This is a genomic window from Ignavibacteria bacterium, assembly GCA_016707005.1.
Lineage (GTDB): Bacteria > Bacteroidota > Ignavibacteria > Kapaibacteriales > Kapaibacteriaceae > UBA10438.
Genome location: JADJIQ010000002.1, coordinates 239,037 through 265,372, shown reverse-complemented (window position 1 = coordinate 265,372; position 26,336 = coordinate 239,037). Strand labels below are relative to the sequence as shown.

At 51.5% G+C, this 26,336-nt stretch carries 19 protein-coding genes and 1 tRNA gene; 12 read left to right on the top strand and 8 right to left on the bottom strand.

Annotated elements, in window-relative coordinates:
* Positions 1–35: 35 nt before the first annotated feature.
* Positions 36–329: a heavy-metal-associated domain-containing protein gene (locus tag IPI29_04065; GenBank protein MBK7411712.1), complete on the bottom strand. Its 294-nt coding sequence runs from the start codon at positions 327–329 to the stop codon at positions 36–38.
* Positions 330–721: 392 nt separating this feature from the next.
* Between IPI29_04065 and IPI29_04060 the strand changes: the two genes are divergently transcribed.
* From IPI29_04060 to IPI29_04035, 6 genes are all read left to right on the top strand, one after another.
* On the top strand, positions 722–1,174 hold the full coding sequence (locus IPI29_04060; protein MBK7411711.1) for a hypothetical protein: 453 nt from the start codon (positions 722–724) through the stop codon (positions 1,172–1,174).
* Between the two features lie 161 nt (positions 1,175–1,335).
* Entirely contained in the window at positions 1,336–1,764 is a 429-nt protein-coding gene (locus IPI29_04055; GenBank protein MBK7411710.1) for a hypothetical protein, read from the top strand.
* Positions 1,765–1,891: 127 nt separating this feature from the next.
* Positions 1,892–2,902: a hypothetical protein gene (locus IPI29_04050; GenBank protein MBK7411709.1), complete on the top strand. Its 1,011-nt coding sequence runs from the start codon at positions 1,892–1,894 to the stop codon at positions 2,900–2,902.
* Between the two features lie 332 nt (positions 2,903–3,234).
* Entirely contained in the window at positions 3,235–3,780 is a 546-nt protein-coding gene (locus IPI29_04045; protein MBK7411708.1) for a hypothetical protein, read from the top strand.
* Between the two features lie 85 nt (positions 3,781–3,865).
* The gene (locus IPI29_04040) at positions 3,866–4,807 is read left to right on the top strand and encodes a hypothetical protein (protein ID MBK7411707.1); all 942 of its coding nucleotides are present in this window, start codon (positions 3,866–3,868) and stop codon (positions 4,805–4,807) included.
* A 44-nt stretch (positions 4,808–4,851) separates the two neighbouring features.
* Positions 4,852–6,816 (top strand): N-6 DNA methylase, encoded by a 1,965-nt coding sequence (locus tag IPI29_04035; GenBank protein MBK7411706.1) that lies wholly within the window; start codon positions 4,852–4,854, stop codon positions 6,814–6,816.
* Positions 6,817–7,165: 349 nt separating this feature from the next.
* On the opposite strand, the gene IPI29_04030 is transcribed toward IPI29_04035, so the two are convergent.
* The 7 genes from IPI29_04030 to IPI29_04000 all read right to left on the bottom strand — a co-directional run bounded on the left by IPI29_04030 (position 7,166) and on the right by IPI29_04000 (position 17,197).
* Positions 7,166–11,812 carry an ATP-binding protein gene (locus tag IPI29_04030; GenBank protein ID MBK7411705.1) on the bottom strand — a complete coding sequence of 1,549 codons (4,647 nt, stop codon included), beginning with the start codon at positions 11,810–11,812 and terminating at the stop codon, positions 7,166–7,168.
* Positions 11,813–12,032: 220 nt separating this feature from the next.
* Complete coding sequence (locus tag IPI29_04025) at positions 12,033–12,473, bottom strand: helix-turn-helix transcriptional regulator (GenBank protein MBK7411704.1); 441 nt, start codon at positions 12,471–12,473, stop codon at positions 12,033–12,035.
* 292 nt (positions 12,474–12,765) lie between these two features.
* Positions 12,766–14,607, bottom strand: a complete 1,842-nt coding sequence (locus IPI29_04020; GenBank protein ID MBK7411703.1) for a DUF3987 domain-containing protein — start codon at positions 14,605–14,607, stop codon at positions 12,766–12,768.
* A 239-nt stretch (positions 14,608–14,846) separates the two neighbouring features.
* Positions 14,847–15,170: a helix-turn-helix domain-containing protein gene (locus IPI29_04015; protein ID MBK7411702.1), complete on the bottom strand. Its 324-nt coding sequence runs from the start codon at positions 15,168–15,170 to the stop codon at positions 14,847–14,849.
* A gap of 158 nt (positions 15,171–15,328) precedes the next feature.
* Complete coding sequence (locus tag IPI29_04010) at positions 15,329–16,162, bottom strand: hypothetical protein (protein ID MBK7411701.1); 834 nt, start codon at positions 16,160–16,162, stop codon at positions 15,329–15,331.
* 145 nt (positions 16,163–16,307) lie between these two features.
* Positions 16,308–16,380 (bottom strand) — tRNA-Met (locus IPI29_04005).
* Between the two features lie 43 nt (positions 16,381–16,423).
* Complete coding sequence (locus IPI29_04000; GenBank protein ID MBK7411700.1) at positions 16,424–17,197, bottom strand: hypothetical protein; 774 nt, start codon at positions 17,195–17,197, stop codon at positions 16,424–16,426.
* Here IPI29_04000 and IPI29_03995 point away from each other — a divergent pair.
* The 6 genes from IPI29_03995 (at position 17,189) to IPI29_03970 (ending at position 26,166) form a co-directional block, all read left to right on the top strand.
* Positions 17,189–18,247 (top strand): TonB-dependent receptor, encoded by a 1,059-nt coding sequence (locus IPI29_03995; GenBank protein ID MBK7411699.1) that lies wholly within the window; start codon positions 17,189–17,191, stop codon positions 18,245–18,247. The genes IPI29_04000 and IPI29_03995 overlap by 9 nt on opposite strands.
* 219 nt (positions 18,248–18,466) lie before the next feature.
* Positions 18,467–20,956 (top strand): phenylalanine--tRNA ligase subunit beta, encoded by a 2,490-nt coding sequence (locus IPI29_03990; protein MBK7411698.1) that lies wholly within the window; start codon positions 18,467–18,469, stop codon positions 20,954–20,956.
* Between the two features lie 4 nt (positions 20,957–20,960).
* Positions 20,961–21,962 carry a hypothetical protein gene (locus tag IPI29_03985; protein ID MBK7411697.1) on the top strand — a complete coding sequence of 334 codons (1,002 nt, stop codon included), beginning with the start codon at positions 20,961–20,963 and terminating at the stop codon, positions 21,960–21,962.
* A gap of 39 nt (positions 21,963–22,001) precedes the next feature.
* Entirely contained in the window at positions 22,002–22,292 is a 291-nt protein-coding gene (locus IPI29_03980; GenBank protein MBK7411696.1) for a cell division protein ZapA, read from the top strand.
* A gap of 374 nt (positions 22,293–22,666) precedes the next feature.
* Positions 22,667–24,232 (top strand): ribonuclease Y, encoded by a 1,566-nt coding sequence (rny, locus tag IPI29_03975; protein MBK7411695.1) that lies wholly within the window; start codon positions 22,667–22,669, stop codon positions 24,230–24,232.
* A gap of 239 nt (positions 24,233–24,471) precedes the next feature.
* Positions 24,472–26,166, top strand: coding sequence for a formate--tetrahydrofolate ligase (locus IPI29_03970; protein MBK7411694.1), 1,695 nt, complete (start codon positions 24,472–24,474; stop codon positions 26,164–26,166).
* The last annotated feature ends 170 nt before the right edge of the window (positions 26,167–26,336 follow it).

The window sequence follows — 26,336 nt, the reverse complement described above, 5'->3', positions numbered from 1 at the left end:
CTGCCCACGCTGAGCGTCGAATAATCGTTGCCTTTCTAGTGACGTGCGTGGCACGGAGGTCGTGGTTGTACCTGAGGAATTGTCCTGTGTTGCAGTACCCGGTGTATCACGCGCCTCGTTCCCTGTTCAATGGAAGCGCGAAGGCCAACTTTACCGAGGGCAGTTATGATCGCAGCAGTGCTCGCAGTGTCATGATCGACCGTTACTGTTCCGAGAACAAGGTTGACCTGTATATGGCTGACGCCTGTCATCAGCCGTAGCGCACGATCTACAGCTGCCACCTCATCGGCGCAGTCCATGCCCTGAACGTTGAATGTAGTTTTTTGCATGGACTATCTCGATATGATTCAATGCATCGCATTGCAATATCGACAAGTTCTTCGTTTGCTCAGTAAAGATTCCGCTCGTTTTGACCGCATCATTCCGCACGTAGCTGACCACCGCATCTAATGGTGTGCTGACTTGCGAAACCCAATTCTAGATTGCAGTTACGAAGGCCTTGGAGTACGATCTCAAGTGGCCACGGCAACATGGATTGTGATGGTCAAGACAGGCGGAATCTCCAAAGCTCACCAACGACACCATAGGCAAATACGTTCGCACCTTCAAAACCTTTCTGTCGTGGGCAGTGGACAGGGGAGCACCCGTTCACCCCGCCTACCGAAAATTCAAGGTCGATGAAGAGGATGTCGAGGTCTTAGCGCTTGAGTGGGACGAGCTTATGCTGCTTGAAAGCGTCGATCTCACTGCAAACCCACGTTTGGACCGTGTCCGCGATCTCTTCCTTCTTGAGTGTTACACCGGAGCACGTTTCGGTGACATCCAAGCCATGCATTACGATGACATTCGCGATGGCGTGTGGTGTCTACGTCAGCAGAAAACCAAGACCGAAGTCCGTATTCACATCTCCACCAGAGCAGAAGCCATCATCAACAAGTACCGCAGCGTCGGCAGTCCGCTCCCATCGATAAGTTCGCAGAACCTCAACAAGTACGTCAAGGAACTCGGCAAGACAGCAGGTCTCGACAGCCCATTCCGTCAGGTACGCAGGAGTGGTAAGACGTCAACCGAGAAACGCGGTCCCAAGTGGCAGTTTCTGTCCAGCCATGTAGCCCGTGGAGATTCCACTCACGTTGACCACCTCATTCCGGAGGCAACTGACCACCAGCTATAGCGGTATGCGATCCTTCTAAACCCAATGCTTGATTGTATTTGCCCCAGCGTTGGAGTGCAATATCAAGTATTCGCTTTCTTGCGGACCTGGGTGGTCACATAACACGGAATCTCCATGTTACACCGGAGCACGTTTCGGTGACATCCAAACCATGCACTACGATGACATTCGCGATGGCGTATGGTGTCTACGCCAGCAGAAAAACAAAGACCGAGGTCCACATCCACATTTCCAAGCGTGCCGATGCCATCATTTCGAAGTACCGAAGCATTGGCAGTCTACTTCCGTCCATAAGTTCCCAGAAATTCAACGGTTACATTAAAGAACTCGGTAAGGTCGCCAAGTTAGATAGTCCCTTCCGACAAGTACGACGAAGTGGTAAGACCGCAACCGAGAAACGCGGTCCCAAGTGGGAGTTCTTGTCAAGTCACGTAGCGAGAAGAACGTTTGTGTCCATCTCTCTTGAAAGGGGCATGCGTCACGAGGTCGTCATGAGCTTCACAGATCACAGAAGCTTCAAAACGATGAAGAAGTATATTGCGCTGAACGAGAAGGGGCGGAAAGAGGATGTTGAGAGGCTGTGGGGGTGAGGGCTTGTCTGAGTTAGGAGTTAGGCTTCCTGCAGTCACGGTTAGTTGTGATGCTCAAATCCTCAAATCTCGGGGAACATCCAGATGTTCTGTTCTGTTTATTGAAACACTTTAAGGGATCAAGGTTATGGCGTCGCAGTCTTTGCTGAGCCGGCTATGGGGGGGCATCGTCATTGGCTCTATGTTCATAGGTGTAGTCTTGTTGTGGGCTTTTGTAATGTTCGGTAGCAGTGCATTCGACATTTTCTTCATTTATGCCCTACTGAAGGATGATAACTCCTTCCGCAAAGAGGCAATTGTAGCCTATACTAAATCAGACTATCCGAGTGCTGTGTCCTTTGCGAATAGGGCTCTCGAAGAGGAAATGGATGATCAACAAATGCGGTGGATCAAGCTGTTTAGCCAGCTGAATTCGAATGATGGCCGTTTCGATGTAAGGGTAGGTGAATTCGATGAGAGTGATTCCATGTACATGTCTGTGCACCTGATCCTCTTAGCAGATAGTTCTCGTTCGAATGTGATCCCAAGTCAGGCGGTTATTAATAGCGCTCGGCATTGGTATAGGCATTCTGTGATGCCAGAAGACCGCTCGATTGCTTGCTGCATCATTGCAAGCGAGATAAGTGAAGCTGTAAATGATGAAGCCAAACAATATCAAAAGGCTGGAGTGTTGACTCTGTCTCCGAAGGACGTTGAAGTAATAGCGAAGGAGTCGCATCGTCTATATGCAAAGGCACATGCAGAAGCTCCTAACAGTATGCGGCCGATTCTTGCTTTGATGAGCCACTATGCATTGATCAGTAATGAAGATGGAGACGCGCAAGAGTTGGATGAATTGGGGCAAAAGGCAAAGAGAATCCTTGGCCGACCGTCACTGCTTCACTTGTATTTTCGGACTTTGTTCAAACTTCGCCATCGTGACAGTTCGGCACTCTCTGATTGGCCGGTAGAGTACTCGATGGCGTCGCCACAAAACTGTATTGATGCGGCATCGATTGAATCTGCTCTAAATGGAGAGCTAACTGCATTGGAACTGGGATCGATTGGCGTGGATTGGTACAAAACCTTAGCGTTATACTACAGAGAGCAACTCGCGACCGAGGACAGGTTCGCTATTCACAAGTATGTAGTAGAGTGAACTGTTTGGGCCGAGGTTGGACATTCCGCACAGCTGGCAGTCGAATTCCGCAAAAACGTAACGACTTAGTAGAGATTTCGCGTACCGTGACCACCACGTTCCGCACGCAATTGACCTTCTTATAATCGTCGTACGTTGATCCGGTAAGCCGATTGTTAGATTGCAGTTGCAGCTGCATGGAAACTCGTTCTCAGGTGCTCAAAGCCGTTAGTAATCTGATAGTCAACGAGCGCGAATTCTCCAGTAAAAATGCACTCACGTAGCATTCGAGGTGTTAGGCAATTGAGAGGGTGTGATGGGAAAATGATCATCTAATTAGTTATGGAGAGCCCGTGAAACTCGATGCGAGAACCAAGTCCAAGGCAAAGCAGCTCAATAGCGACGAGTTTGCGAGGCTAACACGTAGTAATTGGGACCCAGTTGAATTAGGCAAGGAATTGTGGCCCAAGTTCCTCAATTCTGTTCCTGATGGCAAGATAATCGCAGTATTCGGAAGTGCATCTCTCGAAACGCGAAACCCGGATGCTGACGGAAATGCGCATCATGGGTCCATTGGTGGAATAGACGTTTACCGTGTCGCCGAGGAAAGTGATGGCGTAGCAATAAACAAAGACTGGTATGCTGTCTATCTCGAGCAAGATCAGAATGGTGCTGAGTTGATTTACGTGATCGGACCTCGGAAAGATGCAGAACACTGGATAAACATCATCCCCGAAAGGTTTGCGTTTGCGGAACCATCATCTGTCGAATCGATCTTCCCAAATGCGGAGAAGTCGCCATGCCCCCCCCCGTTTAGTTGTCAGTTGGTACGACCGCAAGGGGCTACGGCAACGCGGATTGCGATGGTTACGACAGGCGGAATCTCCAGCCGTCAATGAGGACGGAATGTCCACTGATGGGCAGGGCTATTAGCACGATAAGATGTGACCATGCTAAATTGCCGCCGTACAATCCAAAACCTCCATGAGAGATATTACACCGATGTCACACGAAAGAACCGAAGCGCTAAAGAAGATTGAGTTGCTTGTTGCCCGGTTCGAAGAACATAAAGAGAGCTACAAGAAAACGAGTTACAATGAGACTCTTACGCGTAGAGACTTCATCGACCCCTTCTTTAAGGCGCTGGGCTGGGATATCGACAACGAGTATGGGTATGCGGAGAGCTATCGGGAAGTGATTCACGAGGACAGAGTGAAAGTAGATGGTCTCACTAAGGCGCCCGATTATGCGTTTCGTTTGGTAGGTGGCAAACGGCTATTCTTTGTCGAAGCGAAAAAACCTGGAGTATCGATTAAGGAAGGCGCAGCGCCTGCCTATCAAGTGCGTCGATATGGATGGAGTGCAAACCTTCCGATCAGCATCGTAACCGATTTCGAGGAATTTGCCATCTATGACTGTACGAAGAAGCCGATTGCAACGGATAAGGCTTCAGTTGCCCGGATAAAGTATCTTGGTTACAATGATTACATCAACCAGTTTGACTTTTTATGGGAAACATTTAGCAAAGAATGCGTTCTTAAAGGCAGTCTTGACAAATTTGTTCAAGGCAACTTGACCAAAAAAGGAACGGCAACAGTTGACAAAGAATTCTTGCGATCGCTTGACAGTTGGCGGACGTATCTTGCAACAAGCATCAGTTGGAATAACAAACAACTTGACGAAGACGAGATAAATTTTGTTGTTCAACAAACTATTGACAGAATCATTTTCCTGCGAATTGCAGAGGACAGAAGTGTTGAACCTTACGGAACACTTAAAGAAACAATCAAGAACGGAGAGTTCTACAAAAACCTCTACAGACAATTTCAACAAGCCGATGAAAAATACAATTCGGGTTTATTTGATTTCAAAAAGACAAAATCAGCAAATCCGTTTCTATTGACAACAAGGTTGTTAAATCTATAATCAACTAATTGTATTATCCCGAAAGCCCTTACGAGTTTTCGGTTTTGTCAGTAGAGATATTAGGTAGTGCATACGAACAGTTTTTAGGAAAAGTGATTCGAATAGACAAAGCACACCGTGCCCACATTGAAGAAAAACCCGAAGTAAGAAAAGCAGGCGGAGTGTATTACACACCGCAATATGTAGTTGAGTACATTGTAAAGAATACAGTCGGCAAACTCACCGAAAACAAAACACCGAAAGAGATAAGCAAGCTAAGAATAGTTGACCCTGCCTGCGGCAGTGGCAGCTTTCTTATCGGTGCCTATCAGTTCCTTTTGGATTGGCACAAAAACTACTATACCGACAACGGTAAGATCTCTAAAGGCAGCAAAAGCAATCCGCTTACTCCCGAAGGCAACTTGACAACAGCGGAGAAGAAACGAATATTACTCAACAATATTTATGGAGTTGACATTGATGTAAACGCCGTTGAAGTAACCAAGTTGAGTTTGCTATTGAAATGTATGGAAGGTGAAACACAGGCAAGCATTGCATCACAACTGCGTTTGTTCAACCAAAGAGTGTTGCCAACGCTGGATAGTAACATCAAAGACGGAAACAGTCTAATTGATACTGACATTTACGCAAATCGACTTGACTACGGAGAAGAAAAGAAAATAAAACCATTCAATTGGCAGAAGGGTTTTCCTGAAGTGTTTCAACAAGGAGGTTTTGATGTTGCAATTGGTAATCCACCTTGGGGAGCAGATCTATCAGACGAATCACTTTCCTATTTACGGATACGACACAGTTCTATCATTGTTAGGATGATTGATTCCTATATGTATTTCATCAATCACTCCATTGAACTGATGAAAAAGGACGGGGCATTTGGAATGATAATACCAAGCACATTTCTCAATCAAAGCGACATGCAACTGTTGCGAAAGATGATTGCGGAAAGACTGAATCTTCAAATCGTAGTTAATCTTGGCGAAAAGGTTTTCGGACATAAAGTATTGAATACTTCAACAATTCTTGTTTTCACGAAGTCAATTTCCAAGAGCAATGAAATTGTAGTTGCAGACATCAGAGAAACTAATCCAGAAGAAAAAGGAAATGTTCTAAATGAGGTAGGTGTAAGCGATAAAACACAGTGGCTTGAATTGGTAAAGGCAGATGCACAAGGAACTTATTTCACTTTTAATACTTCCAATGTTGCGTTGCTGAATAAATTGAAAAAGAAATTTTCAGCGTTCAGTGAAATTGTTGAAGGAGAAATTCAAAGAGGAATAAGTCCTGACTATGCAAAAGCATTTGTCATAAGTTCAAAAGAAGCAGCAGCAAAAAAGATTGAGAAGAAAATTCTAAAGCCGTTGGTTTTAGGAAAACACATATTCCGTTACACGAATATTCAAACAGATGATTTAATTCTTTACCTCACATCAAAGGACAACATTGACGATTACCCAAATGCCAGAGCTCATCTTTCGGAGTTTAGGAAATATATTACTTGTCGTGAAGTAGCAGAAGGCAAACACCCTTGGTATGCATTGCACCGACCAAGAAACCCCGAGATATTTTCTGCCAGAAAATTTATCGGACTTACAACAACAAAGAAGCTATGTCTTGCTTATGATGACGAAGGATATTATGCTACCGATGCTTTGTATGTTTTCAAAACTAACTCAAGAATAAATGAGCAGGCAGTGTTGGCCGTGCTTCATTCAAAAGTGTTTCAATTTCTCTACGATACAATTATTCAGGGAGGTCAAAGAGTCATTCCACAAGTAAAAGCAGTTTACTTAAACGAACTCCCATTTCCGCGAATCGGAAAGCAAGAAGCAGAACTGGCAAAACTTGTTGACCAACTTCATAACTTGAACAAAGAGCAATCAAAAGCGAAACTTGCTACACAAGTATCGCAGCTGCAAGGCAAGATTGATTATTGTGAGGAGACAATAAATCAAATTGTTTATCAACTCTACGAGTTGACAGAAACGGAGATAAAGATTGTTACAGCTTAAACGGTAGATTCCGGAGCATGTCGCCCCCCCCCCCCTGGGTGTATTGATTCAGGACATTCCGGTAGATACTGCCCGCGCCCACCCCTGTGGTCGGCATTGGAGATTCCGCTCACGTTGACCACATCATTCCGCACCTTACTGACCACCGAATCTAATGGCATACTGACTTGCTAAACCCAATGCAATTTTACAGTTATCAAGGTGTTGGAGTGCCTATATCGATGCATGGGATGCCGACATTAATCAGGTTTAGCCCTCGAATTCTTCGAATGCGAGAGAATCCACGAAACAATCTACGGCTCTCATGTAGCCACTCCTGATGTCTTGCAAAGTTTGTCAATTGGTGATCTCAATGTGCTCCATTTACGTCATTTCCACCCTCATCCGAGTTTTCGTGGTCATCTACGACAGACAAGAGATTTCCAACGACTTTTCCTTTCGCCAGCACGAAAGCACCATTAAACCGTAGCGGAGGGTGAACTAGGCCTGCTCTCAAACCAGCCGGCAGCACGCGCTTTTCTCCGATGACGGTCCAGCACATCGTCAAATTCTCGCGAGTAAGATATTCGTGCAGCAAGTCCTCTCGTATAAGTAGTGCGTCGGGACCTTCAGAGTGTGCTGTCGGATCATACGCAGCTACTTGATTGGATGCGTCGACATAGTCCGCACCGTGACCACTCCACCGTACTCCAAGGCCATTCACGAGATCGAAGCTCGGAAGCGAAAGAGAGAGGCTCGCATCCATCGAGCAGTCAAAGTCATTCCCTCCACATCGTAGCTTAACTGCGGTTGTCTGGATACTTACTGGGCACGAATGGCTAGGTCGAATCCATCCGTCATGTTCAAAGACCTGCGTTTGCATATTGCGAGAGGCGGGTGCCCAAGGGTACTCTCCTAGAAACAAGTCTTGAATCTCGTGAGCCTCTGGAAACCACCGACCCGAGAAGTTCGCCTTCTTCGCCCACTTCAAAAAAGTCCCAGCGTCGCTGGCGCGGATAATGTGTCCCGAGCACATGTACCAAATTTCACGCTGTTCAACATCTATCGAGTCACGGTCGAACGGAGTTTTCTGTTTCCAGTTGAAGTATCCTTGACAGTTCAGCCAACGCGAGCCATCTGATGGATTTGTGACCAGAAGTAAATCGTCGACATTGGGTAAGTCGTCACTCTTCAACGACCATTCACGTGGGCTGCAATCGGCATCCCACGAATCGTAACGGGTTGGATCCCACCACGCTGGTGCATGACCGTCCCACGACGTACCACCGGGGGTTGATCTTAGTGTAAGCGACGGGTCGATGTCGCGAAGTTGTCCCTGCCACGGCCCCATGTACTCCTGACCGGACGCGTCCTCCACATACAATTCATGGTATTGGAATCTATCAGAGATGTAAGCCAAGATCTCGTGGTAAGCGATCCATTGATACTTCTTGCCGATACGTTCGGCCTTCGATGCCGCTCGGCCGTCGTATCCTATAGAGTAGCGGTCAAACTGACCGAATCGCTGCTCCGTCCATCCCATGTCGAAAACTCGTTTGAGGATGTATCTCTGAATCTGACTCAGGTCGAATCCAGGACGTTGACCTGCCTCAAGATCGGTGTCCTCTAAGATCCAGATTTCCTCAATACGTCGTGTATGCTCCTCAGTTAGAGCCCGCTTTAGCTCAGTGACGGCCTCTGTCCTCTGGATCGTCTCGTCTGCAACGCCTGGATTACTTTTGATTTCTTGCTCTTTGGAGAGGTCGTCAACGATCTCATGGTCTGTGTTCGTCAAGCTCCCTCCGTATGCACGTTGTAAGAGCTGATCGAATGCAAACTTGATTTCTGCCGCTTGATAATTTTCCCATGCCTGCCGTTCGTCCTCTGAGAAGTCACTGACCAATGCGCGCAACAAATTTTCAGATCGAATTGGCTCATGCCAAGTAGTTTCATCGCGAGTAACTTGGAGCCAGTGGCTCGAAGTAGATGACGAGTTAATGCCGATCACGTAGCGAGCAAAATCGTCATCCAACACCGAGCTGCCGATCCGGTTCCGTCCCCATTCGAGCTCTCCACTGTCATGAGAACCCTTTGACCAGTCAGGCAAAAACGGCTTGATGTCCTCTTCGGTCGGGATCGTAGGCCAAAGGCTCTTGTATGGTGGGCGAATCCACTCAGGGTCTACAGTGAGCTCTGATCCTAGATAGAGTGCCCGCTCGACGACGCCACGTGCGTAGTCGCGCAGAAGGATGTGCGGAGGGGGGCTCCCTTCAGCGAAAACTTGATTATAGACGCACATTGCAAGTGCGCTAACCGCATCGCGATCGTGTGAGCGCATGGCTACTCCATACGCCACTGCGTACACGCGGTCGGCCACATACGGATCATTCACGTCCGCAAATCGCTCTAACAGGCGGGTCATAGCCGCTACGCGGCCCGTCAGGAGATTCACGAGAGCCTTCGTCGCGCGGTCGCGAAGGAACCGATTCGAAGTAGTCAGCATCCATGCGAGCGAAATAGCGCATAGATCGATAGCCTCATCTTCAAACTCAAAAACTGGGTCAATTGAAAGAGCCCAATCCACAAGACGATCGACCGTACCATGAGTACCCCACGCCTGGTGGAGGTAGAGGCTCCACCAAGCATCGCGATCAGGCATCGTGTCCTTTCGCAGCCGTTTGTCCAAGAACTTCGCGTTGAACGGATGGTCAGGCAACATAGCTATTGTGACCAGCACGTTGATCGTGTCCTGCAAGTCATGCTCGCTTCGCCACAGCTTGTTCAGCGCATTGTCGGTGCCGTCGGAGAAAGCTGAGTAGTCGCGCCAAACGAGGCTCTGCCGGAAGGCATCCCCCAGTCCCCATCTCGCCTCACAGGCCGGTGCGAGTGTGATCAGTTCTTTCCCCGTCCGCTCAGGGACTAGGATGCACAGAGCCTCCAAAAGGCCGGGAGAGACATACTTCTTCTCGTCACAAACGAAGTCTAGTGGTCTGCCCTGCTCAAAGGCGGACGCGGGAGTACTGTGGTCGAGATGCCTATCCAGCAGCGTCTTTGCCGCAAGGAGATCGGCAAAACGCTCGTAGCCCACAAAGACGATCTCTTCGGCATTTAGGCCATCGTGTCGCAAGGCGTCCTCCACGATGACGCCTTCAACAACTAGGCCACGGTAAAGAGATCTCCCGAAGTCGCGGCCAGGAAGGAATTTATCAACGATCTCTACCGCCTTCGCCAGGGGCAACCAGTTCGCCCCCGAGTCGAAGATGGCTACGGCTACATCCTCTAGGGCACTGCGCACGAGAGGTTGCCGTTTATCGAAGTCAAGGCTCAAAGCCAGGCTATCATTGACCGAACTGAGGTATAGATTGAAGACGGCAGTGATGCCCTGGAAGCCGCGCGGGAGCCGACTCTCGCCCCTTGCATTAAGGCCTAGACACAACGTCTTGAGAAACAGTGGGTTCCGAAACTCAGGTGCCAGAAGTGGCGTCGATGGGAGCTCCAGGCCATAGTGGATGAAGAACGTCTTCGTTGCATCGTACTCGTGATCCATGAATCCATAGTGCGTAATGGCTGTGGCGCGGGCTCGTACGTCTGCGGGGATGATAATCTCTTCGTAGGGCGTCTTTATGGCGAGCACCACTCCTATCCACGGGGATCGCTCTAAGTGCGCAAGAAAGGCCGCAAGATGGTTTGGCCAGACAATTCGCCCGGCTCCCTCGTTGATCGCGTCGATCATTAGCAGCGCTCGTGACCCAGCAGCCTGCGCTGCGGCCTCAAGAGCTCCGACGAACTCTTCGGCAAACAGATTAGTAAGGTCCAGTTGCTGGAGAGCCTGAGACCAAGGTGCATCACTGCCAACGAAGCACTGGCCCATCAACAGTATCGTTGGACGGCCTGCCTCGATGCGCTGACGGGCGATATCGCAGAGAAGGTGGGTCTTACCTGTACCTGCGATACCGCGGAGGAGCATTAAGGTGTTTCCCGCAATTTCATCTGCATGCAGGAGTGACTCGCGTGTCGATATGAGTTCGGAGGTGAGATGGAAGAGCCGAATCCGGCGGTCTCGGAAGGGATTGCTCTTGTAGGACCGACGCGTCTTCGTGTCGGTCGGCTCAGGATTCGCGTCGAACTCGCGTTCACGCTCGTCCAGAAGTCGTAAAAGCTCCTCAGCTGCTTGTTCCGTCGCGTGAATCTGCTCTGCGATGGCCTTGAACGGCAATGGCCCCGTCGGCTGGACACGGATGGCGCCCATACTGGTGAGCACCCCATGGACCTGCGTCGATACGGAGGCCACCGACGCCTCTATGGCCGCATCGGCAGCGCCCTCGGGATACAGGAGGCTCCTCAGCTTTTCACGGATTGTGCGCGATTGGGCTTTCTGGCGCTCAAAGAATTGCTCGGTGCGTCCGAAAGCTTCGATCTCCATCGCGATCGGCAGTTCAACGTGGACCTCGGGCGTATAGCGGGGTCCCGCCGACAGCACTGACTCGTCAAACCTTGCATTGAACCATGCTGCATCGAGTCCGCGGACGTCAAACCAGAAGCGGACGCGACCTACGTGTTCCGGACGCGTCAGTCGCTCGAGCAGTTCGTGACCGCCCCAATAGACGAACTGAACTGTCATGCCTCGATTGATAGCCGCTTCCGTCCATTTCTTGACATGCTCATCCCATTTGATTTGAGCTGACTTTTGCCCTGTTACGCGAGCATCTGGCCGATCTAATGGAGTGCAAACGAAGTATCGAACCATTCTGGGGTGCTTCTTGATCGCAGCATTTACGGACTTATTGATTTGAGTCCACTGCGAGTCTCCCAACGAGTCGAAGTACTTCGCCTGCCAGCACCATTCGGAATCATCTTCTAAGACTGCGTAGCACTCGACTCCAGCATCGGGAGTCCCCTTACGAATGAAACGAGCTCCCTTAGGGCTTTCAGCATTGGCGAGTTGCGAGCACAGCTCCTCGAAGCCTTTTTCCTGACCGCCGTTGTAGGGCCGAATGGCTTTCAAATCAATGTTCATGTTTTGCTTGCATTTGATTAGTATCCAAGAAATTACGTTTCTATTCACGTACTTCTCGGCATGTTCACCCACATGCTGACACAGACGCAAGACTTTTCGCTTGTGCCGGTTCCCATAGCGCACGCCCGTCCATTGAGCGAAAGACAGACAGTACATAGTTACAAACCAATCGGCCGCCCATATGCGACCATGAGCGACCGATTAACTTTGTGTCGGCTGGTTAACCAGCGGACGACGACTCGTTGTCTCCGCTACTCTCAAGTTCGGCACGGAGTTCTTCCTCACGTAAACGCCGTCTCTCTTCTTGCTGCCTGGCTTCTTCTTGTAACTCCGTTCGGCGACGCTCTATTTCCCGTTGCCGTTGCTCAGCGACAGTGCGGTCACGCTCCGTCTGTTCTTTGCGTACGAGTGCGAGAGCAGTACGGTAGAGCGATTCGCCGAGAAATTCTCGAAGTTCGGTGGCGTGACGCAATGTCATTGTTCGCATGCCGTTGGCGATGTTGCTCACGTACGATCGTGACCGACCAAGGTGTCGTGCCATCTCAGCGTGATTGTAGCCAGCCTTGCGAAGTATCATGGTGAACTCGCGTGACGTTAGAACGTGCTGCTCTGATTCGTCGTTGCGTGTGTCTGTGTTGCGGTTGGTTTGAGTTGTTGACATGTTAAGCTCTTACGTGATAGTGGTTGGATGGAAGTAATCGGTTGCAAACAACTGTATCGTAGATACGAGAACGAATTGCGACGGATTATGGCGATGTGGCGCATACGAACGCGGAATGCCTCAACATCATGATGTAATCCCGACGTTCTAACGCTGGCAGTGCGTCATTAGAGGCCAATTGACTGTCATTATTGTCAAGGACTTAGATCAGTGCGGGCATTGAAACCTTGGATCATTGGACTTCTGGACTTTGGACAATGGCCCATCAGTCCAATAGTCCAAAGTCCACGGTTCATGGACCTCGTGCGTGAGGAGCTTTCCGTTTACGATACCGACCATGAGCAAGGTGCTCAATGTCGTCGGTTTGTTTGAGCATGCTGAAGACAGAGGCCCTTTTGATTCCAACCTTCATGCCCACATCCAAGGCATCCTGGGTTGTGAATTCAGCGGGCAGCTGGTCGAACCACACCTGACTCTTCCGTTTAGTGTTTGGCAGCGTCTTGAATGAGGTGTGTGCAGAGAGTCGATTGATGATTGAGTCTGTGCCTAAGCGAAGGTACTCTGCGAGTTCCAATCCAATCTTGAAGTCATCATCGTTGACCGTCATTACTGGATCAAGGTGATGGTGCGTAAACCAGCCTCGAACAACGGTGAGCACAGTCATGATGCGCACAGCAACGATTCCGGATCTCAGTGTGGTGCCCTGGTCAGCCCCTTCGATCTTATCCTCGAATCGCTTCTTATAGTGCTCATAGAGCCATTGTTGTTGTTGCTCTGCTAGTTCAACCGAGAACCCGACCTCATCGGCATGCCCACGGACGAAACGCCAGAGATTGCAGATCTCATGTCTCATCGACTTAGCTACTTCGACTGCTCGGTCTCGCCCTGTCTTGAACGGATCTCTGAACGAGGTTTGTTCAGGGAATTCGATAAAGCCGATTCTGGACGTTAGCCCCGTGGCTACATGCTTCACAAGAACCGGAATCTGGTCCGGGGTTCCTGATAGTACCATGCTGAAATGCGGTCGGTCAGTCGAAACCAATAAGTCATCAGCAACACGAGCTTGCGATACACGCTCACCTTGCCAGGCCTTCCTGGCGGCTGGTCCGGCGTCACCGGTCTCAACACGAAATGCTGATTGTAGGCTATCAGCTTCTGTATCGAACGTTAGCACGCAGGGATTCGTACATATGGCTCGTATCAGCACAGGCCCCGTAGAATCTGCAGGAACCAACAGCATCTTACGATCTGGTTTGTCCGGTGGTGGTAGTCCTGCTTTTAACCCCTTCATTTTCCAGAAGGCGTACTCTTTCTTGTACGCCTTCAAATCTTCGATCGATTCTCTTCGTATAACGTCATCGATGCTACTGATAAGGAGTTCCGCGGGTCCGATCGACCCCTTCCCGGAACCAGGTGGACCTACAACGAATAGATAAAGGGCAGGGGAGTACCATTGACCGAAGTACTGTGTCCGAACTCCTGGGAGAATGGCCCCGATCACGGTGAGCGCTGCCATAAGCAGAGCAATACGTTGGCGATCATCCTCGATTGAGCCCAGGAGATCCGCAAATGTTGGTGGAAGTGCGGTCGCATCGATTGTTGGCACCGTATGAACTATCGAGTCCTCATTGTTCGGTTCTACGTCAACGCACGCCGCTTCGATCGCTCTCCTGAGTACCTCCGGGTCTCCACCTCTTTCGAGGTAATCACTCACGTCTGATTTGTCAGGGAGGTCCGGCATGAGTGAACGAAGGTTGAGAATGCCAACAGAAGCAACGCCCGCATTATTGAGTGACGTCTTGACCATCGCTGCGTGCTTTGTCCCAGCTTCATCCAGGTCTGGTATGATGGCTACTCGTGCACCTGTCAGAACTTCCGACATCGGGTCAAGCCACTTGCCCGCACCAAATGGATTCGTAGTAGTGGTAATACCGATTCCGTTTAGCGTGTCAGCATCCTTCTCACCTTCCACAACGGTGATCGTGCCACCGAGACTGACGCGTTCGGCCACTTCCGGAAGGTTATAGAGGATTCGCTCGATGCCCTCGACGCCCTTCACCCACTCCGCACCACTCCAGTGAGCTGCAAAGGCCCGCTTGTCACCGTTGGACTGCTTGGTGACTGTGATCTGCATGTGCGGCTCGCCAGTCAGCCTATGATACACGTGTTGACGTGTCCCTATGATTGGACCATTAGCGTCTTTAGTCTTTGTAACGGCACCTTGCGGTGGATAGAACTTCTGACCGCACGCGATGCTCTGGCATTTGCCGCCCCCGGTTGGTTTGCCATATACATCCAGCAGGGGAGTGAACGATTTCTTTTTTAGATCACAAGGACAAGTTTCCTTTTGACCATACAATTGCTTTTCGCGGATCATTGATGTCCCCCGTCGAGTTTCGCATCGTCATTCTCGAGGAGCTTGTTGATGTCCGATTTCCGTATCAAGGTTCTCCTTTGAACTTTTATACAGGGGAGCCTCTTCGCCTTGATCATTTTAGACACCGTCTGGATCGAGACGCCGAGGATCCGTGCTGCGAGTGCACGCGAAATCAATGGGTCGGTCTCGGGGTCCGGAAGGACACGCTGATTGCGTGTGTGTTCGAGATATTGCGGAATGAGAAACCGCAGTTCTTTGCGAAGTACGTCGATGATGACGTCTTGTATGTGTCGCAGCTGGCCTTGCGAGAACGAAGACATGTTGCCTCGATTGAGATGTGGTTGACTCCCACAAAGCTCCTGAAGGCTATAGCATAGCGAAATTCGAAAATGAACGTGCGAAGGGCTTCAATTCAAACTCTGAACGAAGTTTACTTCGCGTTCTCATGAACAACTTCATTTATTGAGTGACAACCATGTCACTTGCCGTTTCTATAATTAAACAACCGTTCTTTGACACTATTATGCATGGCGAGTTGAGCTGCATTCCTCTCACTTTCCTGTCGCGCAGTTCTAATGTTTGCCGCAAGTTTGTTTGTGCCATTTGTACTTGTCCATGGAACTTCACGATTCAAGAGATCCGATACTTTAACTGATGAAATATCTTTTGTTGATAAATCAAGACCCTCCCGAATTGCCTCCAGGATACACGCAATCGTCAGTATGGATTCGGCATGCATCGTTAGTGTTCCCTTGCGCTCTTGAAAGACTGCAACTACTTGCTCCGCCGACATATTTCTGAAATACATATCCACGTGTGGCCGGATGATGTCTGCTATTGGATTCTGAACATCGAGTGGTGGCACCAGTTTGTGCCGTCTTTCTACATCGTCCGATCGTATGGCATCGGTTTCACTCTGGCAAATAACCACGAGCCTTTCGATAAGCTCCAGAATTGTCTCGGCATTTTTTACAGCGCTTAGTACCCAGTCGCGCGGCGAACTGCCAACGAAATCAAGGTGGCGAACTACCATTCCCTCACCATCGTGCTGGGATGTGATTACCAATGCGGATCCTGAATGATCAATGTATTGCCCAAGCGAATGTATCTCAGGAAAGTTAATCAACCCTCGTAATACCTTTGATTTGCTGGCAAGTAGCACTTCATAAATTTTCTCTATATCGATGACTGTGCTTGCTTGAGTAATCAGGATTTCAATATTGTACGCCCAACGTTTGGGAAGGGCAGGGGCAAACTCATTGATAAACGTTGCTTGCTCGGATGTGAACGCATATTGATGATGACAAGTCAAACACCCTTCAATGGTAGAACGTGATACTTGGTAACTCCAAGCGAGAAACTAAGACATGAAGTTAAAAACCGTCACCTGTACCGTCACCTGAAAAGCAAAAGCCCTCGTAACAACATGAGTTACAAGGGCTTAAGTTTTCTGGGAGTAGCGGGGGCAGGACTTGAACCTACAACCTTCGGGTTATGAGCCCGACGAGCTACCAATTGCTCCACCCCGCGATGAGGATTACAAGTATACGAAGATTATTCGAATTATCGGCAATTACCACTCTATCGTAAACATATGGTCAACGTCCTGAAGCACTCCTATACGTTTGCCGTTGGGGGCAATGATCACGTGGTAGTAGGATCGTGTTAGCACGATGTGGGTTCTTAGTGGGAGTACGTCGGGAAAATTCTCGTTGGAGAAGATGAAGGGGTCGGTATCGGGGTGGAGTGAAGCATAGCGGATGGGGGATATGTCGCGGTCATTGAGGATGTCTATATAGAATAGCTCTACGCTGTCTACCTTCCTACCCGACATAGCAAGACTGAGCGGACGGCTTGTGTCGGGCGATTGAAAGAACGTTGGTGTTAGGTTCCCAATATCCGACTCCAAGATCTGATTCCATTGCAGCTCCACAGTGTCCGACCCCCACCACATCAACAATGAGTTCCTCGGCTGATTGATGTCTATAACTCCAACAAACGAAACTGTGCCAGAACCGCTTCGACGAAACAGGCTATACGAATTGTTTTGTAGTCGTGCCGATACTGGCTGGATGAATCCCTTATCGTTGACCATTCCAACATCGATCCAACTCAGAAAAGAGCCGTCGGAGTATGCATGCTGACTACCAATCACTATCAACCCATCAAGTGGCTCATCATCATTGAGTGAGTAGCCCCTTGCTCTCTCTGCATAATTGCGAAGTTCGATACGGTCTGCATACCCGCCTGTTTGGAGTGGTCCGGTGGCGAGTGGACCACATGCAGAAACTGCACATGCCAATACAAGCATTGTGACGAGATTGCGTCGGAAATCACCATGAAGCATACGATAACCCTCTGCTCAATACTACTGCTTGTTAGTTCAACTGCCATCTATGCACAACCAACACTTGTGATAGGGGGCGGAGCAAGCACCACAAACGAATCTCTCAACGCACAACTGGGAAGTGAAGTGTATTGGAGCTTGAATGGTCCAACTGTTGGGTTTCGCATAGCATCGTCTCTTGCCATACCCACACGCGTGGAGTCTAACACGGGCGCAAGTGGGTGGGTGTTTGAAGAGGTGGATGGGGCGTCAACGCTGACAACATTAACGGGGGTTCTTGGCTGGACGTTTACCCTTGACCGCACACGTCTCTCTATCCTGGGAACGATCGGTGGTGCAAACATCACTCACCGACGCAGCGAGCTCGATTATGAGTTTGATACTGTTGTGGTCTCCTATGCTAATCCAACCTGGACGTTTGGCGCTATGCTTGATCTCTCCTACAAGCTTACTGACCAATGGAGTCTGCACCTCGGCGCGGGGTACGATCATATAGAGTCCACACGGCCCATGGTGGAAAATGAGCCCCCTGCAAAAAGCTATAGAGCTGTGTTTGCCGGACCCCAAACGTGGTGCCGATTGGGCGTTGGGTTTAGCCCCTTTGACTCAGCCATGATCGATCCCCTGCGCCCCGGCGGACATCGTAAGCAGTGGTTCGTTGGAGCAAGTATCGGCTCCATTCATCCGTTTGAACCGGACACCTACAATGAATTCAACCCCGGTTTCTTTTCTCAATATCGCCTCTCATCAGACCGAAACCCGTGGTTTGTTGAGGCAGGGGGCTACCAATATTCCATGTCGGACTTGGCAGTCTATGCCGGTGGGGGCATTCTCTTCACCATTGCACCCGAGTTCTTTGCCTCGGAATTCCTCAAGATCGGACTCTTTGGCGGCCTCCTTGCCGCTCACGCTCAATCCGGGCCAGTCCTTACCCCCGTTCTCTCACCAAGAATCGTGGTGGATACCCACCTCGGATCGGTCTCCGTTGTGATCATCCCTGCCTGGGAAAGCACGGCGTTTGGACTTACGTACGCAATCCCAATGTGGTAGCAAGAGGTTATGACAGTTATGACGTTATGACAGTTATGACATTCGCTATTCGCTATTCGCTGTTCTCTATTCGCTATTCTCTATTCGCTATTCGCTATTCTCTAGTCGCTATTCGCTATTCGCTATTCGCTATTCGCTATTCATTGTGCATAACTACGGACACGCCTAGCCCCTTGACAGATATATCTTTGCTCCTTGTCTTAGGAGAATCTGGGTTAGATGAAGATATCGCAACGTTGGCTTGAAGAATTCGTTACGCTGGACCCTGCAATGTGGAGCCCGGAAAGGGTTTCGTCTGTCCTTACTGACCTGGGTCTGGAAGTGGAAGACATTCAGAATATGGCTGCCACGCTCCGTGGTTTTGTCGTAGGCCACGTGCTCACAAAAGAGAAACACCCAAAGGCGGATAAACTGTCGGTCTGTACGGTGGATGTGGGTGATGGCACTCCCCGAACCATTGTGTGTGGTGCGCCCAATGTTGCTGCCGGACAAACCGTGCCGGTTGCACTGGTGGGGGCAAAGGTTCCTACGGCCGACTTCATCATTGAATCTCGACCTCTTCGCGGGGTTACGTCGGAAGGGATGATCTGCTCCCAAGCAGAACTTGGCCTGGGCGAAGACCACGATGGTATCTGGGTGCTGTCTACCGACGCACCGCCGGGAACGCCCCTTGCCTCTGCACTTGGTATCGATGATGTGGTCTATGACGTGGCGATCACGCCGAATAGGGCGGATTGCTTGTCACACGTGGGGATCGCGAGAGATCTCGCCGCCTACATTGCTGTCCATATCGATCCAAACGTCATGCCGAGCGAAGCCTGTCCTGCCGAAGGGAGGATCGAGGCTCGCCCTCTCGACTCCGCTCGAGGTGACGTACCTCTCACCATCCGCGTAGAAGATCCGGACCTCTGTCCGCACTATATCGGACATGTGGTTACGAATGTGCGTCCGATCGAGAGTCCGCAGTGGCTAAAGGATCGTCTTACCTCCCTTGGACTCCGACCTCGTAACGTGATTGTGGATGTAACGAACTACGTCAACATGGAGATGGGGCAGCCCCTTCATGCATTTGACGCAACGAAGATCACGGACAACACGATCGTTGTTCGACGGGCTGCAGCGAACGAAACAACGTTCATCACCCTCGATGGCAAGGAACGCACACTCACTCCATCGATGCTCATGATCTGCGATGGACAACGTCCGGCTGCTATTGCCGGTGTGATGGGCGGACAGAACACGGAAGTAGATGACTCCACCACAGCCGTGGTGATCGAGTCCGCCTACTTCGATCCGTCGTCCATCCGTCGCACTGCCAAGTCCCATGGACTGAGCACCGATGCCTCATACCGCTTTGAGCGTGGCGTAGATCCGGCCGGTGTTCGCACCGCTGCCGATCGTGCCGTTCAGCTGTTGTGTGAGTTGGCAGGGGGCTCTCCCGGACCCCGCATCGAAGTTGGCGCTCCACCTCCGGAACGAGAACCGATCTCGATCTCCTATGATCATATCAGATCACTCATTGATATCACGATGAATGATGAAACGATCACACGTATGCTCGTGGGTGTAGGGTGCCTTCCCGTCATGCCGAGCGAAGCCTGCCCTGCCGAAGGGAGGGTCGAGGCACGTTTCATCCCCCCTACATGGCGGGCAGATATCACCATCGAAGCGGATCTTGCCGAAGAAGTGATGAGACTCTATGGGATCGACAACATCCCGTCGAGCACCATGGCCTACGTCGCGCTCGATACCGCACGTATGCCATCGCACCTGCGCGCCGGCGGCGCACATGGCAGACGTCTGCGCGATCAAGTGCGTACGATGTTGGTTGCACGTGGGTATTATGACTGTGTGACCAACGTCCTCACCGGTCCCGATGAAGGGGCTGACCAGGTCACGCTAAAGAATGCCCTTGGACGCGACTTCTCCGCCTTGCGGTCGTCGGTGATCCCATCATTGCTTCGCGTGGCATCGCGCAATCTCCGTCACGGACAACAGACCGTGCGGTTGATGGAGATCGGCTCACAATTCACGAAGAACACCAACACTGAATTCGGTGTGCAGCAACAAGAAGTGCTCACGCTGATGCTCGTTGGACAGACCGATCCGCATTGGAGTGATAAGCCCCGTACCCTTGATCTCTATGATCTGGTAGGGGAGCTGCATGTGCTGGCACCGAAGATCGAGAGCATCCCTATTGATGTGTCCATCCGTGAAACGGGCGAGGCGGGGCCTCGCCCTTACTTCACCGATAACGTTGTGGAGCTGCGTCTTGGTGGGGTAGTGATTGGGTATGCCGGCGAGGTGAGTCCGGAGCTTGCGATGAAGCACGATATCGAGCGGACAGTGTCAGCGGCGGTGATCGACCTGCGAGCAGTGCCGATCGTGCAGCCCAAGTACCGTGCCGTTGGACAATTCCCGTCGGTGAGGAGAGACCTAGCCTTGATCGTTCAAGACGATCTCTCTGCCGGACGGATCATTGATGTAGTACGTACAGCAAGCCCCCTACTCCTCAGGGATGTTGGAGTGTTTGACGTGTACCGAGATAAGGCCATGGGAGAAGGGGTGAAGAGCATCGGGATCGGGATGACCTTCCGGTCTGACGAGCGGACGTTGGTCGATGCCGATGTAGACAGTGCAGTGGAATCCATCATCAACGCAGCGAAGCAGGCATTAGGTGCCCGTGTTCGCGGCGAAACGGTAGAGTGATCATATGAGCACACAGCCACAACCGGAAGAACGTCCCGAGCACCAGCCCGAGGCAATGTTCACACCGGAACCCCAGGCAGCATCAGCCCCCTCAACAAAGGCAGAGATCGAGGTAGCGGTTGCGCGGTTCTGGGAGATCGTTCGCAAGAGCGCAGATGTGATCGTCACCCTGCGACAAGAGAACACAATGGTCAACGCGCAAAACCAGGCGCTCCGCAGATCCGAACAGGAATTGCAGAACCGCGTGGATGATCTTTTGCTCCGGATCACTTCGCTTGAGGATCAGGTTGCGGCAATTCCTTCGGCAGAAACAACGATCAATGAATCTGAGACGATGAATGCCGAGGCCGAGCTCGAGGAGATGAGACGCAACATCGATAGGGCAGAGGACGAGTTGAAGTCGGCCCGTGAGACCATGGAACTCCAGACCGACGAACTCAAACGTCGCACCGAGCTGATTCAGCAGCGCGACGCAGAGATCACCCAGATGCAGGCCGCGTTGGCAGAGACAGAACATCAGCTTCAAGAGGCGCACCTCCATTTGGCAGATAATGCCGTCAACAAGGAGCAGCTTGCTGATGTAAAGAACGAACTGAGTGCCAGAGAGAAGCAGCTTAATGAGCTCCACGATTCCTTTGGTGACGTCCATCGTCACTCCCTGGAGCGTGAGGCACTCGAGGCACGACTGAGTGAGCTGGAGCTTGCGGCATCAACCTATGACGAATCCAAGGCCCGGATCGCCGAACTCGAGGAAGAGATCCAAGACCTCCGTCAGCAGCTTGAGCGGGCCATGACCATCGTCAATACCTACCGGGCGGCCGGATTGCGACATATCGAGGATCCGGATCTCAAGGACCAGATGACGCTGTTCACTGCTCCCGTGGCTCAGAGCCCTGTTGAGGGGGAAGCAGTACGGCAACTGATGACAGAAGAAGAACTTACGGCCCTGGCAGCGCGCTTGGACAATGTGGCAGACCGCGTGGCGCAATTGCTCGGGATTTCCTAACTTACGGTTCGACAACGAATCACTTTACCCCGACACATCATGTCGAAAGCGATCAGAGTCACGATTGGTGGAAAAGACCTTACTCTTCGCGGAAACGATGAAGAGAAGATCAAGAGATCAGTACGCGAAGTCAACCTTCAGGTTCAACATTTGCAGCAAACGCTGCGGGAGCAATCGACACCTACATTGACCGTCCTCGCCGCCCTGAACATTGCGGAGCGATACCTCGATGTGCAGGACCAGAGTTCGAAGGACGTCCAGTTTGTGACCGATGAACTTGAGAAGATGACGCAGTATCTGGAGCGCGCCTGGCGCCAACCCCTTCCGTAACTCCCTCTTTCGCATGCCGTAACGGGTGGAACGCTTAGCCGCATTCCGCTACCGTTGTCGCACGCTTGAAAAAGAACCATACAAGTTTTTTCAACCAGGGAATTAGGCTCTGATCATCCATGGCAGGCCTCACCCGTCCTTTGGGACGGAAATGGTCCGGAAAGCCAGTGGCGCCGGGGCGGTTTCGGCCGCAACCATTCGGTGGACGTCAGCGGTGGTCAGGATGATACCCACAGTGCGGGACGACTGGTTCTTTGCCCAACCGAAAACAAACCGGGTTTACCCGGGGTAGTGGGATGCGGCTCTTTATTTACTGAACACTCGCGAGGCAGCACGCGGGTGCACCGTCGGTTTATGACGGAGAAGGAGTTTGCATGGACCCAACGATAATGGGGATCGGCGTAGGGGCACTCGTTGCCCTCGTCGGATTCCTGATCACCTATCTCAGCGGGAAGAAGATGGCCGCCGCTGCCATCGCCGAAGCTGAATCACGCGCAAAGATTATTATCGACGATGCCGAGAAAAAGGGTGAAGGCATCAAGAGAACGAAGATCGACGAGGCAGACGACAAGTTCCGTGAGCTCAAGCGCAAGGCAGAAGCCGACCGTGATGCAAAGGACGCCAAGCTCCGTGCCCTCGAAAAAGAGATCCGTAAGCGCGAAGAAGGTATCGATCAGAAGCTCGAAGTGATCACGAAGAAGGAGAAGCAGGTTGCATCTCTGGAAGCTGAGGTCACGAAGAAGGCTCAGCAGATCGACGGAAAGACGAAGGAGATCGACGTTCTCCTCGAAGAGCAGAACATGCGCCTCGAGCGCATCACGGGCATGAGCCGCGAGGATGCCAAGAAGTTCCTCGTGGACAACATGGTCAACGAAGCGAAGGCCTCTGGTGCCCAGCTCGTAAAGGACGTTCGCGACGAAGCAAAACTCAATGCCCGCAAGGAAGCCCAGCGTATCGTGCTCATGGCCATCCAGCGCACGGCGTCGGATCACTGCGTTGAGTCAACGGTATCCGTTGTCAACCTTCAGTCCGAAGAGATGAAGGGGCGTATCATCGGCCGCGAAGGTCGCAACATCCGCGCCTTTGAAGCTGCAACGGGCATCGACCTTATCATCGACGATACACCGGAAGCAGTGGTCATCTCCGGCTTCGATCCGTTCCGCCGCGAAGTGGCCCGCACGGCTCTCGAACGCCTCATGGGTGATGGTCGTATCCACCCGGCGCGTATCGAAGAAGTAGTGGACAAGGTTCGCAAGGAACTCGAAGAAGAAATGGTCCGTGTTGGCGAGAACGCCCTCATGGAACTCGGCATCCACAACATCCACCCGGAAATGGTGCGCTACATCGGTAAGATGAAGTACCGTTCGTCGTATGGTCAGAACCTGCTTGCCCACTCGATCGAAGTAGGCTTCCTCACAGCCATCATGGCCAACGAACTTGGTCTTGACGTGAACCTGGCAAAACGCGCCGGCCTCTTGCACGACATTGGCAAGTGTATCGATCGCGAGATCGAAGGTCCGCACGCCTTGCTGGGCATGGAACTTGTGAAGAAGTACAAGGAGCATCCGCTTGTTGTGAACGCCGTTGGTGCTCACCACGACGATATCGAGATGGAATCTCCGATCGCCGTGCTTGTACAATCGGCCGACTCCATCAGCGGCGCCCGTCCGGGTGCCCGCCGCGAGTCGCTCGAGAACTACATCAAGCGTCTGCAGCAACTCGAAGAGATCGCTACATCGTTCGACGGTGTGACCAAGACCTATGCTATCCAAGCCGGACGTGAAGTTCGTGTTATGATCGAACCCGATCGTATCGATGACTTGCGCGCCGACCAACTCGCGAACGATATCGCCGTTCGTATCGAGTCGGAAATGGAATATCCAGGTCAGATCAAGGTCACCGTTATCCGCGAACGTCGCTCGGTCTCCATCGCCAAGTAAACTCTCGGCGCTATCAAACGCGTCACGAAAAAGACAACAGAACGTGAGCATCATCCCAGGATGGTGCTCACGTTTTACGTTTGTGCCCACATCATGCAAAGCCCCCTCCATGACATTTGTCATGCTCGCAAACATGATGCTTGACGCAATTTTGTTCCGGACGAGATGGGGTTTAACGTAACCCCGTAACCCCGTAACCCCGTAACCCCGTAACCCCGTAACTCCGTAACTCCGCAACTATGTCCGATATCTCCATCGCCCAAGCGGCAACCATTCGCCCCATTGCAGAGATCGCAACCAAACTTGGACTTGATGCTGAGTCGCTTGATCTCTATGGCCGATACAAGGCCAAACTGCCCCTTTCCCTCATCGATCCGGAGAAGGTGAAGACGTCGAAGCTCATTTTGGTTTCGGCCATCTCACCAACGCCGGCAGGGGAGGGGAAGACAACGGTGAGTATCGGGTTGGCTGAAGGACTCAATCGCGTGGGCAAGAAGACCATCGTTGTTCTTCGTGAGCCATCGCTGGGTCCGGTCTTTGGTATCAAGGGTGGCGCAACAGGCGGGGGATATTCGCAGGTGCTGCCGATGGAGGATATCAACCTGCACTTCACGGGCGACTTCAACGCTGTTGAGAAGGCGCATAATCTTTTGGCTGCATTGATCGACAACTCCTTGCAGAACTCAACGCGAAATATCGGAATCGACGCACGCACTGTTACATGGAAGCGTGTGATGGATATGAACGATCGATCGTTGCGCGACGTAGTGGTTGGTCTCGGTGGTACAAAGAACGGTATCCCACGTCAAGCCGGGTTCGACATCACAGCAGCATCCGAAGTGATGGCCATTCTCTGTCTTGCCAACGACATCACCGATCTCAAGGAACGACTCGGCAATATCCTTGTCGGCTACAAGGTCGACGGAACACCAGTGCTGGCGCGTGACCTCAATGCCCACGGTGCAATGGCCGCGTTGTTGAAGGATGCACTCAAACCAAACCTTGTGCAGACCATCGACGGAACACCGGCTATCCTGCATGGAGGTCCGTTCGCTAACATCGCCCAAGGCACCAATACCGTTCTTGCAACGAAGATGGGGCTTTCTCTCGCTGACTACGTTGTTACCGAAGCTGGCTTCGGTTTCGATCTTGGCGGTGAGAAGTTCCTCGACATCAAGTGTCGTTATGCCGGACTTTCTCCTGCCACCGTGGTTCTTGTTGCAACCATCCGCGCACTCCGCTATCAAGGCGGTGTGAAGGTCAAGGACGTTGGCCAGCCAAACCTTTCAGCTGTCAAGGCCGGGATGGTCAACCTAGAACGTCACATCGACAACGTAAAGCTCTTCGGTCTCACACCCGTTGTTGCCCTCAACTACTTCTTGCACGACACACCGGACGAGATCAAACTCGTAGAAGAGTTCTGTGCATCGAAGGGGGCGTATTGTGTTGTAGCAGACGTGTGGGGCAAGGGCGGAGCCGGTGCAGAACAACTTGCTACCGTGGTTGCAAACGTTGCAGACGGCAGGCCATCGACGGACTTTGGACGTCAGACCACAAACCACTTCACGCCCCTTTACGACTGGCGTCTGCCCGTTGAAGAGAAGATCACCATCATCGCCACAAAGATCTACGGCGCCGGCACCGTGCGCTTTACAGCCAAGGCCAAGGAAGCACTTGCTACGATCAGCAAACTCGATCTCCAGCATCTGCCGATCTGTATGGCAAAGACACAAAAGTCGCTCTCTGATAATGCCACCTTACGCGGTGCACCCCGTGGGTTCGAAGCCGTTGTGCGCGAGATCGAGATCGCCCGCGGCGCCGGCTTCCTCATTCCCATCATGGGCGATATGATGCGCATGCCCGGACTCCCGGACACACCTGCCGCCGAACGTATCGATATCGATGCCGATGGCGTTATCTCGGGATTGTTCTAGGGGGCGAAGAGGCGAAAGGGCGAAGAGGCGAAGAGGCGAAGAGGCTAGCGGCTGAAACGTTCTCGCTCCACACTATCTGCAAGGTCCAGAAGCTCGGTAAGGTCTGGAAGTAGAGGAGAATCCGGATCTAGGCGACGAACCTCGCCGTCAATCACCGTGACAATCCATGT

Excerpts from the sequence above, each read along its gene's own strand:
- IPI29_04000 (MBK7411700.1), bottom strand. The coding sequence starts at position 17,197 with ATGCTTCATGGTGATTTCCGACGCAATCTCGTCACAATGCTTGTATTG.
- IPI29_04040 (MBK7411707.1), top strand. The coding sequence starts at position 3,866 with ATGAGAGATATTACACCGATGTCACACGAAAGAACCGAAGCGCTAAAG.
- IPI29_04065 (MBK7411712.1), bottom strand. The coding sequence starts at position 329 with ATGCAAAAAACTACATTCAACGTTCAGGGCATGGACTGCGCCGATGAG.
- IPI29_03995 (MBK7411699.1), top strand. The coding sequence starts at position 17,189 with ATGAAGCATACGATAACCCTCTGCTCAATACTACTGCTTGTTAGTTCA.
- rny (MBK7411695.1), top strand. The coding sequence starts at position 22,667 with ATGGACCCAACGATAATGGGGATCGGCGTAGGGGCACTCGTTGCCCTC.
- IPI29_03980 (MBK7411696.1), top strand. The coding sequence starts at position 22,002 with ATGTCGAAAGCGATCAGAGTCACGATTGGTGGAAAAGACCTTACTCTT.
- IPI29_03970 (MBK7411694.1), top strand. The coding sequence starts at position 24,472 with ATGTCCGATATCTCCATCGCCCAAGCGGCAACCATTCGCCCCATTGCA.
- IPI29_03990 (MBK7411698.1), top strand. The coding sequence starts at position 18,467 with ATGAAGATATCGCAACGTTGGCTTGAAGAATTCGTTACGCTGGACCCT.
- IPI29_04060 (MBK7411711.1), top strand. The coding sequence starts at position 722 with ATGCTGCTTGAAAGCGTCGATCTCACTGCAAACCCACGTTTGGACCGT.
- IPI29_03985 (MBK7411697.1), top strand. The coding sequence starts at position 20,961 with ATGAGCACACAGCCACAACCGGAAGAACGTCCCGAGCACCAGCCCGAG.
- IPI29_04015 (MBK7411702.1), bottom strand. The coding sequence starts at position 15,170 with ATGTCTTCGTTCTCGCAAGGCCAGCTGCGACACATACAAGACGTCATC.
- IPI29_04025 (MBK7411704.1), bottom strand. The coding sequence starts at position 12,473 with ATGTCAACAACTCAAACCAACCGCAACACAGACACACGCAACGACGAA.
- IPI29_04055 (MBK7411710.1), top strand. The coding sequence starts at position 1,336 with ATGACATTCGCGATGGCGTATGGTGTCTACGCCAGCAGAAAAACAAAG.
- IPI29_04020 (MBK7411703.1), bottom strand. The coding sequence starts at position 14,607 with ATGCAGATCACAGTCACCAAGCAGTCCAACGGTGACAAGCGGGCCTTT.
- IPI29_04050 (MBK7411709.1), top strand. The coding sequence starts at position 1,892 with ATGGCGTCGCAGTCTTTGCTGAGCCGGCTATGGGGGGGCATCGTCATT.
- IPI29_04030 (MBK7411705.1), bottom strand. The coding sequence starts at position 11,812 with ATGAACATTGATTTGAAAGCCATTCGGCCCTACAACGGCGGTCAGGAA.